This window comes from Rhabdothermincola sp. (genome assembly GCF_036846205.1).
Lineage (GTDB): Bacteria > Actinomycetota > Acidimicrobiia > Acidimicrobiales > Acidimicrobilacustridaceae > Rhabdothermincola.
The window spans coordinates 24364-40306 of sequence record NZ_DAIUCK010000007.1; the positions used below are offsets into that span (position 1 = coordinate 24364).

Here is a 15943-nt window from a genome sequence, read left to right on the forward strand (position 1 = left end):
GCGAGGAGCCCTGATGCCCCGATGACCCATCCCCGAGAAGAGGTCGAGGCCGCGGTCGCCCGCTACGTGGAGCTGCGGGAACGCATCGAGCGCGGGGAGGCGACCTGGACCGCGCTGGCGGAGCTGTTCACCGACGACGCCGTCTACATCGACCCCGCCTGGGGTCGCATCCGAGGCATCGAGGAGATCCGCCGGTTCCTCGACGAGAGCATGCGCGGGCTGGAGGACTGGCGCTTCCCGATCGAGTACACGGCGATCGACGGTGACACCGTGGTGGTCAAATGGACCCAGATCCTCCCCGCCAACCGCCCGGACGGCACCCCCTACCGCCAGTCCGGCTATTCCACCCTCGTCTACGCCGGTGGAGGCCGGTTCTCCTACGAAGAGGACCTGTTGAACATGGTCCACGTGCTCGACGACCTGAAGGCCAGCGGCTGGCGACCCGGCCCGGGCTTCGTGCCCCCGCCCGCGGACCCCGACCGCGACTTCAGCCGGCCGCCCTCGCCCTGACGATCTCGTGGGTCGCGGCGCCGGTGAGGCGCTCGGGCATCACGGGTTCGGTGGGAGCAGTGCCCCACCTCGGTGTGGTCAGCCCTGGGCGGCGGCGACCGCGTTCATCTGCTCGGTGAGGGTCTGCATGTCGAAGTAGTCCCGCCACAGCGTGATGAGACCCTCGCCGTTCACCACGAAGACGCCCGCCACCGGCAACTCCATCCACCTCTCGCCGATGCGGAACCGGTCGACCCGCTCGTTCATCACCGTGTCCCCGGCCGCGATCTGGCGCAGCACCCGGAACTCCACCTCGTCGACGGCCACCATCGGCCCGAGCACCGACTTGATGCCCTCGGGGCCGTAGGTCTTGCCGATCGGGACGTTGTCGTATTCAAGGTCGGCCGTGACCAGCTCGCACGCCGCGTCGAGGTCCTTCGCCTCGATCCGCCGGATGAACTCGCCCACCACCTCTTCAGCGTTCATGGCCCCCAGCCTGGCACGCCTCGAACACCCACGCCGTGGTCGGCACCGCGGAGGGATCGAAACGGGCCAGCAGCTCGGCCATCGTGACCGGCTCCTCCGGCTCGGCCAGCCCCAGGCTGGCCGCCAGCAGCGACCGCACCGCCTCGGGGGTCACCCCAGCGGCGGCCAGGTCCTCCAGGGTCACCGCCCCGTGCCGCTTGGCCAGCCGCTCGCCGTCGGGCCCGAGCACCAGCGGCACGTGGGCGTACGAAGGCTCCGGCAGGCCCAGCAACCGGGCCAGGTGGAGTTGGCGGGGGGTACCCGCCAGCAGGTCGTCGCCGCGCACCACCTCGCCGATGCCCTGCTCGGCGTCGTCGACCACCACGGCCAGGTTGTAGGCCGGGGTGCCGTCGCCACGCCGGATCACGAAGTCGTCGACGATCCCCTCGAAGGGCCCGTGCACCCGATCGACGAAGGACACCATCGCGGCCTCGGCCCGCAATCGCAACGACGGCGATCGCCCCGCGGCCTCCCGCTCGGCTCGCTGCCTCGAGGACAGTCCGCGGCAGGTGCCGGGGTACGCCCCCTCGGGGAGGTGCTCGTGGGGGGCCGCGGCGGCCTCGAGCACCTCCCGGCGGGTGCAGTAGCAGGGATAGGTGAGCCCGAGCCCGGCGAGCTCGCCGATCGCGTCGCGGTAGCGGTCGAGGCGCTCCGACTGGCGCACCACCGGCCCGTCCCAGTCCAGACCCAGCGCAGCGAGGTCCCGGAGCTGGGACCGCTCGTGCTCCGGGCGGGTGGCGACGCGGTCGAGGTCCTCGATCCGCAGGGCGAACCGGGCACCGGCGTGGCGGGCGAACAGCCACGCGAGCAGCGCGGTGCGGAGGTTGCCCGCGTGCAGCGGGCCCGACGGGCTGGGCGCGAACCGGCCGTCGTACGTGGAGTGCGCCATGGGATCTCGATGATGGCAGCCGACCGGCCGACCAACCGATCAGCCGGCGGACCGATCAGAACGACGGGCGCAAGGGCATGCCACTGCGGCCACCTTCCGGGCGGACCGCGAGCACCTGGTGGATCTCGATGTTGCCCCGCTCGAAGTTCACCGCCGAGGCGGCCATGTACAGCCGCCACACTCGTGCCCGCCCCGCCCCCACCAGCTCCACCGCTTCGTCCCAGTGAGCCTCGAGGTTGGCGACCCACCGCCGCAGCGTCAACGGGTAGTGCTCGCGCAGGTTCTCGACGTGGCGGACCTCGAAGCCGGTCTCGTTGAGCATCGACACCACCACGCCGACCTCGTGCAGCTCGCCGTCGGGGAAGACGTAGCGCTGCATGAAGTCGCTGTCGATGCGCGAGGTGAACCGGGAGCCCGCGGCAGTGAGCACCCGCCGTCCCAGTGCCACCGCCCGCCCTCTCGTGGTGTCGGGCTGGGTGTAACCCGGACGGCTGATCGCGTGATTCAGCAGGCGACCCTCGGGGCGGAGCAGGTCGTGGAGCCGGCGCATGTAGGCCTCCATGCGTGACCGACCGACGTGCTCGAACATGCCGATCGAGCTGATGGCGTCGAAGGGACCGTCGGTGACGTCGCGGTAGTCCTGCAGCCGGATGTCGATCCGCTCCGCGAGGCCGGCCTCGGCCACCCGCTTGGTGGCCAGCTCCTCCTGTTCCCGCGAGAGGGTGACCCCCACACCGCTCACGCCGTAGCGGCCAGCCGCGTGCAGGAGCATCCCACCCCAGCCGCAGCCGACGTCGAGCAGGCGCTGCCCGGCCTGCAGGCCGAGCTTGCGGCAGATGAGGTCGTACTTGTTGGTCTGGGCCACCTCCAGCGAGTCCTCGGGTGAGCTGAACACCGCGCACGAGTAGGTGAGGGTCGGACCGAGCACCAAGCGGTAGAACTCGTTGGAGACGTCGTAGTGATGAGTCACGGCCCGCCGGTCGCGCGACTTCGAGTGCACCCGGCCCGACAGCCGGGCTTCTTCCGGTGGCGGGGGCAACGGCCGCAGGGCGCCGGGCCCCAACGCCCGCAGGATCGGGGGGATCGCCCGCAGGTCGACCCGCAGCTCGAGGTCGTCGAGCGACTCCAGCAGGGCGAACAGGTCGCCTTCGAGATCGACGTCGCCGGCCACGTACGCCCGGGCCAGCCCGAGCTCACCGGGGCGGGTCAACAGCCGGGTGAACGCCTCCGGCCGGCGGATCACGACCGTGGCGGGTGCGTCCGGCGGTCCGGCGCGGCTGCCGTCGTAGACCTCGAGCCGCACCGGTAGTGCACCCCCGACCGCGCGCTCGACGAGTGAGGCCAGTCCCACGAGCCCTCCTCCAGTGGTCGACCTGCGTCTCGTTCATCGTCCAACGACCCCACGGTCGAAGCAAGGGGCAGTACCTGGAAATTCGGTGCCTGTCAGGTCATCCCGTTCGTCTCCAGCCATTCCTGCAGAGCCGGGATCGGCACCCGACGAAAGCGAGCGAAGCGCCTCTCGAAGGCGGATCGGGCCTGCTGCTCGCGAGCAGCGAGGCGCGCCAGCACCCGCCCCAGCCCCTCCGCCATCGCGGCCGGTTGCGGTCCGGGCTCCGCCAGCATGGCGCCGACCTGCTCGAGCCGGCGGATCTGGACGTGGCAGTCCTGGTAGGTACCGAGCACGTCCTGGAGTGCCTTCAGCTCCTTCACCACCGGCGCGACCAGCCCTCGGGGGTACAGGCTGCTAAAGCACTCGAGGAGGTAGCGCAGCCGCTTCGCGTCCTTGCGCAGCTCGTGGAGCGCCTCGGGCGCCGACGCGGGGGTGATCCGGTTCCCGTCGCGCACCACCATCCGATGCACCCGGCGGATGCGCTTCGCGGCCACGGACCGGGCCGGCTCCGTGGCCCTCGGCGCCTCGTGCGGATCGACCTCGGGAGTATCGAGGAACGCCCGCCACTGTTTCACGAACCGTGCGTACCGTTCGCTCTCGAGGTCCGCCACCAGCTCCTCGTAGGCGGCGGCCCGCTGGCCCTCGAGGATCCGCACGGCGGCGTCGACCGCGGCGAGCTCGCCCGGATCGAGTCCCTCCACGAGCGACGGCAGGGTGCCGTGCACCAGCACGTCGAGGTCCCGGGCCGCGCCGGTCGCGCCTCCCAGCCACCCGAGCTCGCGGCGGGCGTGATCGATGACCCGGCGCGGCAGCACACCCCTGCCTTCCCGGAGCACGGAGCGGCTGCGGCGGACGGCCACCCGGAAGTCGTGGAGACACTCGGGGTCAACTCCGGCGCGCACCCCGGGCTCGTTGGCGACCATCGCGTCGAGCTCCGCGCGCAGCACGGCCGACCAGGCGTCGAGGGCCGTCGCACCCCGGTCGAGCACCACACGACCCGTCACCGCACCGCGCCCTAGGAGTAGTGGGGCACGCGCTCGGCGATCAGCCAGGCCAGGTCGTGGCGGTAGGGATGCTGGAGCACCACCCGACACGGGCTGTCGCGCCGGGTCTCGATCACCAGCGCTTCCCGGTCGCGGTACACGCACCACAACTGCCGGGCGCCCTTGCGGCCCGGCACCGTGAACCAGCCGGTGATGAAGAAGCCGGGGAGGTACCCGCCACCCACCCGCCATCCGAGCTCGGCCCGCAGCTCGTCGACGGGGGCCACCCGGGCCGATTCGATCTCGTACATCGAGAGGTCGAGGTGGCCCTTCAGGGTGAGGATCCGCTCGGTGCCGGTGAAGTCGACCGTCACGTGATCCTGGTAGACGAAGACCTCCACACCCATAGGTGCTCCAGGCTAGAGACCGCAGCGGGCGGCGACGACGGCGAGCGGGCGCTCATCCCTGCAGCACCACCAGCCGCTCCTCGGTCATCTCCCGCGCCGCGTAGGCCGGCCCCTCACGGGTGTTCCCCGAATCCCGCACCCCTCCGTAGGGCATCTGATCGGCCCGCCACGTGGGCACCTCGTTCACCAGCACCCCGCCGAAGTCCAGGGTCCGCGCCGCGTGCAGGGCCTTCGCCAGCTCCCCGGTGAACACGCCGGCCTGCAACCCGTAGCGGGTGTCGTTGGCCAGTCGCAGCGCGTGGTCGAAGTCGTCGTAGGCCTGCACCCCCACCACCGGCCCGAACACCTCCGTGCGGCAGATCTCCATCTCCGGCCGGACCCCGAACAGCACGGTGGGTCGCAGCACGTGATCGGCGGTGAGCTCCCCACCGGTCCGCAGCTGTGCCCCCTGCGCCACCGCCTCATCGATCCAGCCGTGCACCCGTTCGGTCTCGTCCCGGGTGATCAGCGCGCTCACGTCGGTGGCCTCGTCGGCCGGGTCACCGACCACCAAGCGCTCCACCTCCGCGGTGAGCGCCTCGGTGAACGGCTCGGCGATCGAGTGGTGCACGAACACCCGCTGGACCGAGATGCAGGACTGCCCGGCGAACGAGTAGCCCGCCACCGCGATCTTCGACGCGGCGGCCCGCCAGTCGCCGTCCGGCTCGATCACCACCGGCGAGTTGTTCCCCAGCTCCAGGCTCACCTTCTTGCGAGGCGCCCGCTCACGGATCCGCCAGCCGACGCCGGGTGATCCGGTGAAGGTGATCATCGCCACGTCGGGATGGGTGACGAGGTGATCCGCGACCGCGCCGGGGCAGGTGACCACGTGCAACCACCCCGGGGGCAGACCGCACTCGTCGAGCAGCAACGCCGCCAGCGCCAGCGCGGTGAGCGGGGTGGCCGACGCCGGCTTGAGCACCACCGGGCAACCGGCGGCGATGGCCGGGGCGACCTTGTGGGCCACCAGGTTGAGCGGGAAGTTGAACGGGGAGATCGCCCCCACCACCCCGATCGGTACCCGCAGCACGAACCCGACCTTGCCCACCCCGGCCGGGCTGGCCTCCAGCGGCACGGTCTCACCGGTCAGGGTGCGGGCCACCGCGGCGGCGAACCGGAAGGTGTCCACGGCCCGGGCCGCCTCCACCCTGGCGGTCTTGATCGGCTTGGCGGACTCGGCGCAGATGAGCCGGGCGTAGTCCTCCTGGCGGGCCGCCAGCGCGGTCGCCGCCCGGTCGAGGATCGCGGCCCGCTCGTGTGCGGGCAGCGGCCCGTCGAGGAGGCGACCGCGGGCTTCTTCCACCGCGGCGTCGAGGTGCTCCGCGGTGCCCGCGGGCACCATCCCCACCTCACGGCCGTCGTAGGGGGAGCGCACCAGCATCACCTCGTCGGTGGTCACCGACCGGGAGCCGATGCGCATGGGGGTGACGGAGAGGCTCATGGCCTCACTCTCGCATCTGGTGAGCGGAAGCTGGGCATCATGGTGCGATGGCGCCACCGCGACCACCAGCGCAGAGCAGGCCGAGACCGATGACGTCCCTGCGCCGGGCCCGGGACGTGACCCGATGACGTGCATCGTCGGGGTCCCTCGGGAGATCAAGGCTGACGAGCACCGGGTGGCGATCACGCCCGACGGCGTACGAGAGCTCGAACAGCACGGCGTGACGGTGCTGGTCGAGGCCGGCGCGGGCGTCGACTCGGGCTTCGCCGACGACCGCTACCGCCAGGCGGGCGCGGAGGTGGTGAGCGACGCCTCCGAGGTGTGGGAGCGGGCGGAGATCGTGTGCAAGGTGAAAGAGCCCCAGGCCAGCGAGTTCCCGATGCTGCGGCCGGGGATCTGCCTGTTCACCTACCTCCACCTCGCCGCCTACCCCCAGGTGGCCGACGCGCTGCTCGAGCACGAGGTGGTCGGCATCGCCTACGAGACCGTGCAGACCTCCACCGGCGCCCTGCCCCTGCTGGCCCCGATGAGCGAGGTGGCCGGTCGGATGAGCGCGCAGGTGGGCGCCCACTTCCTCGAGCGCCACAACGGCGGCCGTGGCGTGCTGCTCGGCGGCGCCCCCGGGGTCCAGCCGGCCAAGGTGGTGGTGCTCGGTGCGGGCAACGTGGGATGGAACGCGGCGTGGATCGCGGCGGGCATGGAGGCCGAGGTGCACCTGCTGGACCGCAACGTCGACCGGCTGCGGTTCGTCGACCAGGTCCAGATGGGGCGCATCACCACGCTGGCGTCGAACCGGGGGGTGATCGAGCGCACGGTGGTGGAGGCCGACCTGCTCATCGGGGCGGTGCTGGTGCCGGGCGGGCGCGCGCCGGTGCTGGTGGAGGAGGACCTGGTGCGGGCGATGAAGCCCGGGGCGGTCATCGTCGACATCGCCATCGACCAGGGCGGCTGCATCGCTACCTCGCATGAGACCACCCATCACGATCCGGTGTTCGAGCGCCACGGCGTCCTGCACTACGCGGTGGGCAACATGCCCGGTGCGGTGCCGAACACCTCGACCTACGCGCTGACCAACGTGACCCTGCCGTACCTGTCGGACCTGGCGCGCCTCGGCGTCGCCGGCGCCCTCGCGCTCGACCGGTCGCTGGCCGCGGGGGTGAACACCGCCGGTGGACACGTCGTCAACCCGGCGGTGGCCGAGGCGCTCGGCAAGCCGTACCTCCCGCTGGAGGAGGCGCTGGCGGGTCTCAGGTCGTGACCTCCCGGGCGGCGCGCACCGATCGGGCCAGGGCGTCGATGCACCGGTCGAGCTCGGCGTCGCTGATCACCAGCGGGGGGCAGAAGGCGATCGTGGCAGTGCCGATCGGCCGGGCGAGCACGCCGAGCTCGAGCATCCGGTCCCGCACCACCGCCGCGTGCACGTCCGGGGGCAACCCGGCACCCCAGATACCGGCCTCGCCCCGTACCTCGGCCAGCAGACCCTGATCGATCAGGGCGGCCAGCGCGGGACCGAGCTGGCGGCCGATGGCCTGGGCCCGGGCCAGCAGGTCCTCGTCGCGCAGCACGGCGATGTTGGCGAGCGCCGCCGCGCACGCCAGCGGATGGCCGCTGTAGGTGAACCCGTGACGGAGCACGAAGTCGGGGTCGCCCTCGAGGACCTCCCGCACCTTCGCCCCGACGACGACCCCACCGAGCGGCTGGTAGCCCGAGGTGACGCCCTTGGCGAAGACGATGAGGTCGGGGGTGACGCCGTAGTGCTGGGCCGCGAACCAGGCGCCCATCCGACCGAACCCGGTGATCACCTCGTCGAAGATGAGCAGCGCGCCGTGGCGGTCACACAGCTCACGCAGCCCTTCCAGGTAGCCGGGACGGGGTGGGTGCACGCCTGCCGCGCCCAGCACCGGCTCGGCGATCACCGCCGCCACCCGATCGCCGTGCTCGGCGAAACGCGCCTCGACCTCGGCCAGATCGTGGGGGTGGGTGTGGTGGATGTCCGCAAGCAGGGGCCCGAACCCCTCCCGGTTCGGGGGCAGCCCCTGCAGGGAGGTACCGCCGTAGGTCACGCCGTGGTAGGCGTCGTGGCGGGCCAGCACGACGGTGCGTTCCGGCCGGCCCCTGAGCGCGAAGGAGAGCCGCGCGAGCTTGAGCGCGGTGTCCACCGCCTCCGAGCCGGAGTCGGTGAGGAACACCCGGGCATCGGCGATGGGGCACAGCGCGGCGATCAGGTCGCCGATCTCGTCGGCTCGGGGGTTGGTGAAGATGTCGAAGGTGTGGAACGCCTCGAGCTCCCGCAGCTGGCGCTCGATGGCCCTCGCGATCTCGACCCGGCCGTGCCCCACCTGGCAGTACCACAGGCTGGCCGTGGCGTCGATGAAGCGCCGGCCCTGGCGGTCCGCCACCCACGCGCCGTCACCGCCGACGATCGAGATGAACGAGTCCGCGGGCGCGGCGGGCTTGGCGAAGGGGTGCAGGAACGACGGGCGCATGAGGGCAGTCTGCCCGGGACCGGCTGGGAAGACCGTGGCATGCTGGCTCGGTGAGCGAGCTGTCGGAACCCTCGGCCGGATCACCCGACGCGCTGGCCCGGGCCCGGGCACGCCGCCACGCCCTCGCCGCCGCCGCCGACGGCCTCGAAGCCGCGCTGGCTCGCCCGGCGGGTGACGCGCCCGCCTGGCGCGACGCGGTGGCGAGCGCGCTGGACACGCTCGACGCGGCACTTGCCGAGCACATCGAGGAGGTCGAGGGCCCGGACGGCCTCTATGCCGAGATCCTCGAGCGCACGCCGCGCCTGGCGCATCGCATCGACCTGCTCCGGCGCGAGCACGGCGAGCTGGGTGATCGGCTGGCAGCGATCCGGCCGCTGCTCGCCGATCCGGTCGACGCCCGCCACATCGAGCAGGCCCGCGAGGAGGCACTCGAGCTGCTGAAGCAGATCAGCCGGCACCGGCACCGTGGCGCGGACCTGGTGTTCGAGTCCTACGACGCGGACATCGGCGGCGAGGGCGACTGACCGCGTCGGGCTCAGGGCGCGGGCCATCGGTAGGCCTGCGGTCGGCGATTGGCCAGGCTCGGCAGCAGCTCCCGCACCCGGGTCAGCTCGGCGGGGTCCACGTCCGCGATGGCCAGGCCCTCACCCTCGCCGGCATCCGCGAGCACCCGGCCCCACGGGTCGACGACGAGGGAGTGCCCGTGGCGTGGCGTGCCGTCCGCGCTGGTGCCGCACTGATCCGGCGCGAGGACGTACACCTGGTTCTCCACCGCCCGGGCCCGCACCAGCAGCTCCCAGTGGTCCCGGCCGGTGGCGGCGGTGAAGGCGGACGGCACAGCCAGCACGGACGCGCCGCGCAGGGTGAGGATCCGGTACAACTCGGGGAACCGCAGGTCGTAGCAGATCGTGAGCCCGACCCCGATGCCGTCGACGGTGGCGTTCACCGGGGTGGTACCCGCGGTGTACAGGTCGCTCTCGTGCCCGCCGGTGCCGGGTACCTCCACGTCGAACAGGTGGATCTTCCGGTACGTCGCCACCAGCTCCCCGGTGGGCCCGACGAGGCACGACGTGTTGTAGAGGTGATCGCCGTCGCGCTCGACGAAGCTGCCGGCCAGCAGCCACACGTCGTGGGTGGTGGCGAGCTGCCGCGCCCAGGCCACGGTGGGGCCGTCGAGGGGCTCGGCGCCCGCGGCCAGCTCGGTGCCTCGACCGAGGAAGCCGAACAGCTCGGGCAGCGCAACCAACCGGGCGCCCTCGCCCGCCGCCCGGGCGATCAGGACCGCCGCCGTCTCGTGGTTGCGGTCGCGGTCAGGCGTCGAGTGGAGCTGAACGGCCGCGACCCGCATCGGGCTCAATCATCGGCCCAGATCCCTCGCCGCTGCCAGATCCACCGGGAGACCGGGTTGATGAGGCCCGTCTCCCGGCAGAGCCGGCGCACCTTGCGGAGCGCTTCCTGGGTCTGGCGCCGATGCTCGGGATTGTCGGTGTACGCCTCGCGGACCACCGCCTCGGGCACACCGAACTCGCGGATGAGGTCGTGTGGCGCCTGCATCATCAGCTTCGCCATCTCCCCGAGGATGGTCGGCGCGGCGATCGAGAGCCGGAACCGCCGCAGCGGTGAGAGTTGCGGCACCCGCATCTTGAGGTAGTGGCGGGCGAACGAGAGGTGCCGGGCCTCCTCGGTGACGTGGTGGCGCATGATGGTCTCGAACAGCGGGTGCAGCTCCGAGCGCTGGCGGAGGGTCTCCCGCTGGAGGTGGTCGATCGGGTCCTCGCCGCCGATCACGAACAGGAAGAACAGCTCGGGGAAGGTCCGGCCCAGCCGCACGATCCGCCGCGACAGGAGGCGCTCGCGGCGGCCGATGCCGGGGACGTCGAAGCCGGCGCGGTTGACGAACTCCTGGAACATGAGCCCGTGGTGCGCCTCCTCGATGACCTCGTGGTAGGCGTACCGGAAGGTGGGGTCGCCGTTGCGGAGACCGAACGCGAACTCCAGCAGGCCGCGCTTGAGGATGTTCTCGAACTCGAGGCCGATCTTCATGGCGGACGCGTACCGGTACAACCCGATCCGGCTGCGCACGCCCGGTGGTTGCGACTGGTACCACCCGGTCGCGCCGAGGGGGTCGGCCGCCCGGCTCAACTCCCACCGGGGGTCGTCGGGGTCGATCGCGTAGGCGGGGTCGTCCCAGGGGATGTCCGCGTACGCGTCGTAGTGCTTCACGACCGACTGGTGGCTGAGGCGCGCCACCAGTTGCTCGAAGCGGTCGCGGGTGGCGACCTCGGACGGGGACAGGGAGAGCTCTTCGTCGAGGGTCGGGGTCGTGGTCATGGCTGCACCTCGCCGGTGGAAGGAGTGTGGATGGGGAACTCGGAGGCCAGGTACTTGAGAGCCGCGAGCACCTTCTCGGCGTTGGGGCCGGCACAGGTCCCGCCCGTCACCCGCTGGGTGGCCAGCCCTTCGAGGACGGCGAACAGGAACGCGGGGGCCACGTCGTGGTAGATGGGCGTGGCCACGTGCCCGGGAGGGGGCGCGAACAGATCGTGGAAGACGTCCCGGACCCGCTCGTCGAGCAGGTCGGCCACCCGGGCGACGTGGGGGCGCAGCTCGGGGTCGGTTCGGGCCGCGGTGGTCAGCTCGTACCAGGCGTCGAAGGTCGGGCCCTGGAACATCGACCAGAGCAGGTCGATGGCCGCCTCGACGCGATCCGGTCCGTCGGGCACGGTGGCGATCAGGGTCCGGAACTCCTCCACCCGGCGTTCGAGCACGTGGTCCACCGCGGCGGCGACCAGTTCGGCCTTGGTGGGGAAGTGATGGAGCTGCGCGCCCCGCGACACACCGGCGCGCCGGGCGACCTCGGTGGTCGAGGTCCGGGCGTAGCCCAGCTCCGCGAGGCACTCCGCGGTGGCGTCGAGCAGCTTCGCTCGGGTGGTGGCCGATCGCTCAGCCTGGGTGGGCATGCTCGTCTTGTAGGCCGACCACTAACAAACAGTCAAGACTGCATGTAAGTGGCACCTGTCACCCGGTCACGGGATCGGGCGGGTCACGGTGAGTACCGCCGTCGCCGTGGCCAGCTCCTCACCCCCCTGGCCGTAGACGATCAGCCGATACTCGTAGGTGGTGGCGGTGTCGCCACTGACGTCGCAGCGATCGCTTCCCGGCCGCTCGGTGAACGGGCAGACGGGCAGCGATCCGGCGAGCGCGTCGGCGGCCGCCAGGCCCGGGGTGCGATCCGTCGCCGGACCGGCCAGCGCCACCCGGCTCGCTGCCGCGCCCGACACCTCCCACACCAGGGTCGGGGTGGAACCGGGCTCGGCGCCGGCCAGCGGCCAGCTCGTCCGGTCCACCTGCGACGGCACCAGCTCGAAGCGCACCACCAGCGCCGGGGGAGCGGTCCCCGGCGGCTCCTCGACCTGCGTCGGCTGCTCAATCCCCGGGTCCGCCGTGGTCGGATCGGCTGCCCCACTCACGGTCGGATCGACCGGCGCGACCGGTTCGGGCGCCAGCGATGAGGCGGGCTCGACCGTGGTGGGGGCAGCCGCCATCTCCGTCGTTCGGACGACGCCGTCGTGCGGACGCTCGGCCAGCAGCACGACCGCGGCGATGACCACCACCACCGCAGCCGCGGCCATGAGCGCCAGCCGACCGGTCCGCCGGGGCCTCCCCGGCAAGGCGCCCGATCCCGACCCCGAGCCGAACGCGGAGCCTCCCATGGGCACCCCCGCCGCCTCCAGTGCTGCCGCGGCCTTGGCTTTGAGCGCCACCGGTGCGGCGACGAGGGGCACGGAGGCGAACATGGCCGCCGGCTGCAGCCGCAGCTCCCGCCGCTCGGAGCACCCTGGGCAGGTGTCGGCGTGCCGGTCGGCGAGCCGCACGGCCTCCGCGTCGAACCGCTCGACGCCTGCTGATCGCAGTACCTCCCGGAGCTGGTCGCAGGCCGGCTCGGAGCCGTTCCAGAGCACCCGAGCCCGCACCGCGGTGGCGAAGCGGGCTCGGATGCGATGGCAGAGCTGGTTGGCCGCGTTGCGGTTCAGCCCGACCACCTCCCCGATCTCGGCCGGCGACAGGCCGTAGCGCAGTTGCAGGTCGAGCACCTCCGCATCACGCGCCCCGAGCGCTGCTGCGGCCTCGCGCACCAACGCCACCAGCTCGGCGTCCCCCGCCAGCCGGGCCGGGTCGTCGAGGCGGGCGAGGCGCTCCTCCGCGCCGAGGGTCGAACGCTCGATCACCGCCATCCCCTCGCCATCCACGGGGGTGCTGCGCGACTCGCGAGCCTGACGGTTGAGCGAGGCGTTGCGCGCGATGCGCAGCAACCAACCCCCGAAGGCGTCCGGGTCCACCAGCGTGCCGAGGTTCTTCCAGGCCGAGAGGAAGGTGTCCTGCGCCACGTCAGCCGCGGTCTCGCGATCGTGCACGATGCCCATGGCCAGGGCGAAGACCCGGTCGAACCAGGCGTCGTACAGGCGCCCGAACGCCTGCTGATCGCCGTCGAGGGTCGCCCGGACCCACTCGGCGTCCCGCGCTCGCTGCGCATCTCGGTCCATAGGGTCGCATCCATTGTGTCAACCCGACCTGACCGGCGAGGCGGTCCGCGCTTACGGGCTCGGCGGACCACTCCGCGCCAGCCTGGACCGCCGCACTATGCTCTCGGGGACTCAGCACGGTGTGGAGGAGTTGGGAGCGATGAAGATCAAGGTCGGGCTCGCGGCACTCGTCGTCATGGCGTCCGCGCTGGTCGCTGTGCCCCCAGCCGACGCAGGCTTGCTCGCGACGGTGAACGGTCAGGCCACGTGCTCGACCCCGGGCCAGTACACGATCAACTGGACCATCGATCTGCTGGTCAGTGCCAACGGCCAGGTCACCTCTGCCGTGCTGTCCGGGGCGGCGGAGGGGAACGTGTCCTTCTCCCCCAACCCGTTCCAGTTCTTCGACGAGCAGCTCACCGGCACCTCGGTCATCGCCGGTGACACCGCCGGCACCGTCGTGCTGACGGTCACGATCGAGTTCCAGGAGAAGGGCACCTTCACCACCACGTTCGGCACGGAGCTCGAGCTCGACGGGTCCTGTGAGGCGCCCCCCAGCACCACCACCACGACGATGGCGCCGTCCACCACGTCGACGACCCAGGCCGCCGCGGTCGCCCAGCCCCGCTTCACCGGCTGAGCCGTGGCGCCGCTCACGCCTCGAGGGCGTAGTCCTCGAGCAGGCGGCGCCCGATCACCATCTTCTGGATCTCGTTCGTGCCCTCACCGACGATCATGAGCGGCGCGTCCCGGTAGAGCCGCTCGATCGGGTACTCCGCGGCGTAGCCGTTGCCGCCGTGGATGCGTAGGGCCTCCTGGCAGATCTCCCAGCACACCTCGGAGCAGAAGTACTTCGCCATCCCAGCTTCCAGGTCGACCCGCTCACCGGCCTGCTTGCGGCGAGCGGCGTCGTAGCACATCAGCCGTGCCGCCCGGAGCTTGGTGCCCATCTCGGCCAGCTTGAACTGGATCGCCTGGTGCTGGGCGATCGGCCGCCCGAAGGTGTGCCGTTGCTGGGCGTAACGGATGGACTCCTCGAAGGCTCGCCGGGCCACGCCCACCGCCCGGGCCGAGATGTTGATGCGGCCCAGCTCCACCGCGGTCATCATCTGACGGAACCCCACCCCCTCCTCGCCACCGAGCAGGTTGCCGGCCGGCACCCGGTGGTCGGCGAAGGTCAGCTCGACGGTCTCCACCCCCCGGTAGCCGAGCTTGTGGATGTTGGGGCTGACGGTGATGCCTTCGAAGCGCTCCCCCGGCTCCTTCTCCACCAGCAGCACGCTCATGCCCCGGTGCGGCGGATCGGTGTCGGCGGTCTTGACCAGGGCCACCACCAGCCGGGCCTCGCGTCCGTTGGTGAGCCACATCTTCGTGCCGTTCACGACGTACTCGTCACCGTCGCGCACCGCCCGGGTTCGGATGGCTGCGACGTCCGAACCGGCGTCGGGCTCCGACAGCGAGTACGCGGCCCGGATCTCTCCGGTGGCCATCTTGGGCAGGAACCGCTCCTTCTGCTCCTCGGTGCCGTAGCTGGTGAGGAGGAAGCAGCCCATGAAGTGGGTGTTCAGGAACCCGCTGACGCTCATCCACCCGTAGGCCAGCTCCTCGACGATCTGGGCGTAGGTGAGCACGTCCAGACCGAGCCCGCCGTAGCGCTCGGGCACGGTGATGCCGAACAACCCGAGCTCCTTCATCTGCTCCACCAGGGCTTCGGGGTAGCGGTCGTCGCGGTCGTAGGCCGCGGCGGTGGGGATGATCTCGTTGGCGGTGAACCGGCGCACCACGTCGAGGAGCTCGGCTCGGACCTCGGCGTGGGGATCGTCTACGGGTGCGGTCATGGCCGCAGCCTACGGGGAGCTGACATGCCCGTCAGGTGGAAGGTGCGGCACCAAACCAGCGCGCGCCAGAATCAGAACCCGTTCCATTCCTGCCCGCCCTTCCTGCCGTCCCCGAGGAGCCACCGTGCCGCACCCCCCTGCCGACCCGTTCGCCGATCCCGACCTGCCCCACCGGTTCCGCGGCAAGGCCGCGCTGGTCACCGGTGCCGCCTCGGGGATCGGGCGCGCCACCGCGCTGCGGTTGGCTGCCGAGGGCGCCTCGGTGTTCTGCGCCGACATCGACGGCGAGGGCGCCGAGGCGACGGCCCGGCAGATCACCGGACATGGGGGCACCGCCCACCCCAGCACGGTCGACGTCACCGATCCCGAGCGCTGCCGGTCCCTGGTGGCCGACGCGGTGACCACCCTCGGCGGGCTCGACGTGTTGTGCAACATCGCCGGCATCGGCGGGTCCGCGCACACCACCGAGGAGACACCCGAGCGGTTCAACGCCTTCTTCGCGGTGAACGCGGCCGGGCCCTTCTACCTGAGCCAGGCGGCGCTGCCGCATCTCCTCGAGCGCACCGGCAACATCGTGAACCTGGCCTCGACCGCGGGGGTGATCGGGCAGGCGTACTGCACCGCCTACTGCGCGTCGAAGCACGCGCTGGTGGGCATCACCAAGGCGATGGCGATCGAGTACGGCCGCACCGGCCTGCGGGTCAACGCGGTCTGCCCGGGTGGGGTGAACACCAACATCCTGGGCGCCTTCACCCCGCCGGAGGGAGCGAGCATGTCGCTGATCTCCCGATCGTTCCTCACCCGCGACATGCAAGAGCCCGAGTCCGTCGCCGCCCTCATCGCCTACGTCGGCAGCGACGAGGCCTACTACGTGAACGGGGCCATCCTGACCATCGACGGCGGAACCACCACCGGCTGAACTGGTTCTCGGCA

The 15943-nt window shown here is 71.7% G+C and carries 17 protein-coding genes; 5 read left to right on the forward strand and 12 right to left on the reverse strand.

The features are described from left to right. Positions 1-21: 21 nt before the first annotated feature. Complete coding sequence (locus V7004_RS02125) at positions 22-510, forward strand: YybH family protein (protein WP_334141657.1); 489 nt, start codon at positions 22-24, stop codon at positions 508-510. Positions 511-588: 78 nt separating this feature from the next. On the opposite strand, the gene V7004_RS02130 is transcribed toward V7004_RS02125, so the two are convergent. The 6 genes from V7004_RS02130 to V7004_RS02155 form a co-directional block, all read right to left on the reverse strand. Further along, positions 589-975 (reverse strand): limonene-1,2-epoxide hydrolase family protein, encoded by a 387-nt coding sequence (locus V7004_RS02130; protein WP_334141659.1) that lies wholly within the window; start codon positions 973-975, stop codon positions 589-591. Next, the gene (gene gluQRS, locus V7004_RS02135; protein ID WP_334141663.1) at positions 965-1903 is read right to left on the reverse strand and encodes a tRNA glutamyl-Q(34) synthetase GluQRS; all 939 of its coding nucleotides are present in this window, start codon (positions 1901-1903) and stop codon (positions 965-967) included. The genes V7004_RS02130 and gluQRS overlap by 11 nt, the downstream gene beginning before the upstream one ends. A 55-nt stretch (positions 1904-1958) precedes the next feature. Further along, positions 1959-3254 carry a class I SAM-dependent methyltransferase gene (locus V7004_RS02140; protein WP_334141665.1) on the reverse strand — a complete coding sequence of 432 codons (1296 nt, stop codon included), beginning with the start codon at positions 3252-3254 and terminating at the stop codon, positions 1959-1961. 92 nt (positions 3255-3346) lie between these two features. Continuing rightward, positions 3347-4297 carry a CHAD domain-containing protein gene (locus V7004_RS02145; RefSeq protein WP_334141667.1) on the reverse strand — a complete coding sequence of 317 codons (951 nt, stop codon included), beginning with the start codon at positions 4295-4297 and terminating at the stop codon, positions 3347-3349. Positions 4298-4308: 11 nt separating this feature from the next. After that, positions 4309-4683 (reverse strand): hypothetical protein, encoded by a 375-nt coding sequence (locus V7004_RS02150; protein ID WP_334141670.1) that lies wholly within the window; start codon positions 4681-4683, stop codon positions 4309-4311. A gap of 52 nt (positions 4684-4735) precedes the next feature. Beyond that, positions 4736-6163 carry an aldehyde dehydrogenase family protein gene (locus V7004_RS02155; protein ID WP_334141672.1) on the reverse strand — a complete coding sequence of 476 codons (1428 nt, stop codon included), beginning with the start codon at positions 6161-6163 and terminating at the stop codon, positions 4736-4738. A gap of 124 nt (positions 6164-6287) precedes the next feature. On the opposite strand from V7004_RS02155, the gene ald reads away from it, so the two are divergent. After that, a complete protein-coding gene (gene ald / locus V7004_RS02160; protein WP_334141675.1) occupies positions 6288-7421 on the forward strand; it encodes an alanine dehydrogenase in 1134 nt (377 codons plus the stop codon). Here the strand turns inward: ald and V7004_RS02165 are convergent. Continuing rightward, a complete protein-coding gene (locus V7004_RS02165; RefSeq protein WP_334141677.1) occupies positions 7411-8649 on the reverse strand; it encodes an aminotransferase family protein in 1239 nt (412 codons plus the stop codon). The two genes, ald and V7004_RS02165, sit on opposite strands and share 11 nt — an antisense overlap. A 50-nt stretch (positions 8650-8699) precedes the next feature. Between V7004_RS02165 and V7004_RS02170 the strand changes: the two genes are divergently transcribed. After that, entirely contained in the window at positions 8700-9173 is a 474-nt protein-coding gene (locus V7004_RS02170; protein WP_334141680.1) for a hypothetical protein, read from the forward strand. An 11-nt stretch (positions 9174-9184) separates the two neighbouring features. Here V7004_RS02170 and V7004_RS02175 read toward each other — a convergent pair whose 3' ends face one another. The 4 genes from V7004_RS02175 to V7004_RS02190 form a co-directional block, all read right to left on the reverse strand. Further along, the gene (locus tag V7004_RS02175) at positions 9185-9997 is read right to left on the reverse strand and encodes a carbon-nitrogen hydrolase family protein (protein ID WP_334141682.1); all 813 of its coding nucleotides are present in this window, start codon (positions 9995-9997) and stop codon (positions 9185-9187) included. Positions 9998-10002: 5 nt separating this feature from the next. Further along, on the reverse strand, positions 10003-10980 hold the full coding sequence (locus V7004_RS02180; RefSeq protein WP_334141684.1) for an AurF N-oxygenase family protein: 978 nt from the start codon (positions 10978-10980) through the stop codon (positions 10003-10005). Next, positions 10977-11609 carry a TetR/AcrR family transcriptional regulator gene (locus V7004_RS02185; protein WP_334141686.1) on the reverse strand — a complete coding sequence of 211 codons (633 nt, stop codon included), beginning with the start codon at positions 11607-11609 and terminating at the stop codon, positions 10977-10979. Before V7004_RS02185 ends, V7004_RS02180 begins: the two co-directional genes overlap by 4 nt. 66 nt (positions 11610-11675) lie before the next feature. Further along, on the reverse strand, positions 11676-13193 hold the full coding sequence (locus tag V7004_RS02190; RefSeq protein ID WP_334141688.1) for an RNA polymerase sigma factor: 1518 nt from the start codon (positions 13191-13193) through the stop codon (positions 11676-11678). A gap of 139 nt (positions 13194-13332) precedes the next feature. On the opposite strand from V7004_RS02190, the gene V7004_RS02195 reads away from it, so the two are divergent. Continuing rightward, the gene (locus V7004_RS02195) at positions 13333-13812 is read left to right on the forward strand and encodes a hypothetical protein (protein ID WP_334141690.1); all 480 of its coding nucleotides are present in this window, start codon (positions 13333-13335) and stop codon (positions 13810-13812) included. Positions 13813-13825: 13 nt separating this feature from the next. On the opposite strand, the gene V7004_RS02200 is transcribed toward V7004_RS02195, so the two are convergent. Continuing rightward, positions 13826-15010 (reverse strand): acyl-CoA dehydrogenase family protein, encoded by a 1185-nt coding sequence (locus V7004_RS02200; RefSeq protein WP_334141692.1) that lies wholly within the window; start codon positions 15008-15010, stop codon positions 13826-13828. A gap of 124 nt (positions 15011-15134) precedes the next feature. Between V7004_RS02200 and V7004_RS02205 the strand changes: the two genes are divergently transcribed. Continuing rightward, positions 15135-15929: an SDR family NAD(P)-dependent oxidoreductase gene (locus tag V7004_RS02205; RefSeq protein ID WP_334141693.1), complete on the forward strand. Its 795-nt coding sequence runs from the start codon at positions 15135-15137 to the stop codon at positions 15927-15929. Positions 15930-15943 lie beyond the last annotated feature (14 nt).

What these genes read in the sequence shown, in the direction of transcription:
- V7004_RS02125 (WP_334141657.1), top strand. Translation starts at nt 22, where the DNA reads ATGACCCATCCCCGAGAAGAGGTCGAGGCCGCGGTCGCCCGCTACGTG.
- V7004_RS02150 (WP_334141670.1), bottom strand. Translation starts at nt 4,683, where the DNA reads ATGGGTGTGGAGGTCTTCGTCTACCAGGATCACGTGACGGTCGACTTC.
- V7004_RS02155 (WP_334141672.1), bottom strand. Translation starts at nt 6,163, where the DNA reads ATGAGCCTCTCCGTCACCCCCATGCGCATCGGCTCCCGGTCGGTGACC.
- V7004_RS02200 (WP_334141692.1), bottom strand. Translation starts at nt 15,010, where the DNA reads ATGACCGCACCCGTAGACGATCCCCACGCCGAGGTCCGAGCCGAGCTC.
- V7004_RS02165 (WP_334141677.1), bottom strand. Translation starts at nt 8,649, where the DNA reads ATGCGCCCGTCGTTCCTGCACCCCTTCGCCAAGCCCGCCGCGCCCGCG.
- V7004_RS02130 (WP_334141659.1), bottom strand. Translation starts at nt 975, where the DNA reads ATGAACGCTGAAGAGGTGGTGGGCGAGTTCATCCGGCGGATCGAGGCG.
- V7004_RS02195 (WP_334141690.1), top strand. Translation starts at nt 13,333, where the DNA reads ATGAAGATCAAGGTCGGGCTCGCGGCACTCGTCGTCATGGCGTCCGCG.
- gluQRS (WP_334141663.1), bottom strand. Translation starts at nt 1,903, where the DNA reads ATGGCGCACTCCACGTACGACGGCCGGTTCGCGCCCAGCCCGTCGGGC.
- V7004_RS02175 (WP_334141682.1), bottom strand. Translation starts at nt 9,997, where the DNA reads ATGCGGGTCGCGGCCGTTCAGCTCCACTCGACGCCTGACCGCGACCGC.
- ald (WP_334141675.1), top strand. Translation starts at nt 6,288, where the DNA reads ATGACGTGCATCGTCGGGGTCCCTCGGGAGATCAAGGCTGACGAGCAC.
- V7004_RS02185 (WP_334141686.1), bottom strand. Translation starts at nt 11,609, where the DNA reads ATGCCCACCCAGGCTGAGCGATCGGCCACCACCCGAGCGAAGCTGCTC.
- V7004_RS02190 (WP_334141688.1), bottom strand. Translation starts at nt 13,193, where the DNA reads ATGGACCGAGATGCGCAGCGAGCGCGGGACGCCGAGTGGGTCCGGGCG.
- V7004_RS02180 (WP_334141684.1), bottom strand. Translation starts at nt 10,980, where the DNA reads ATGACCACGACCCCGACCCTCGACGAAGAGCTCTCCCTGTCCCCGTCC.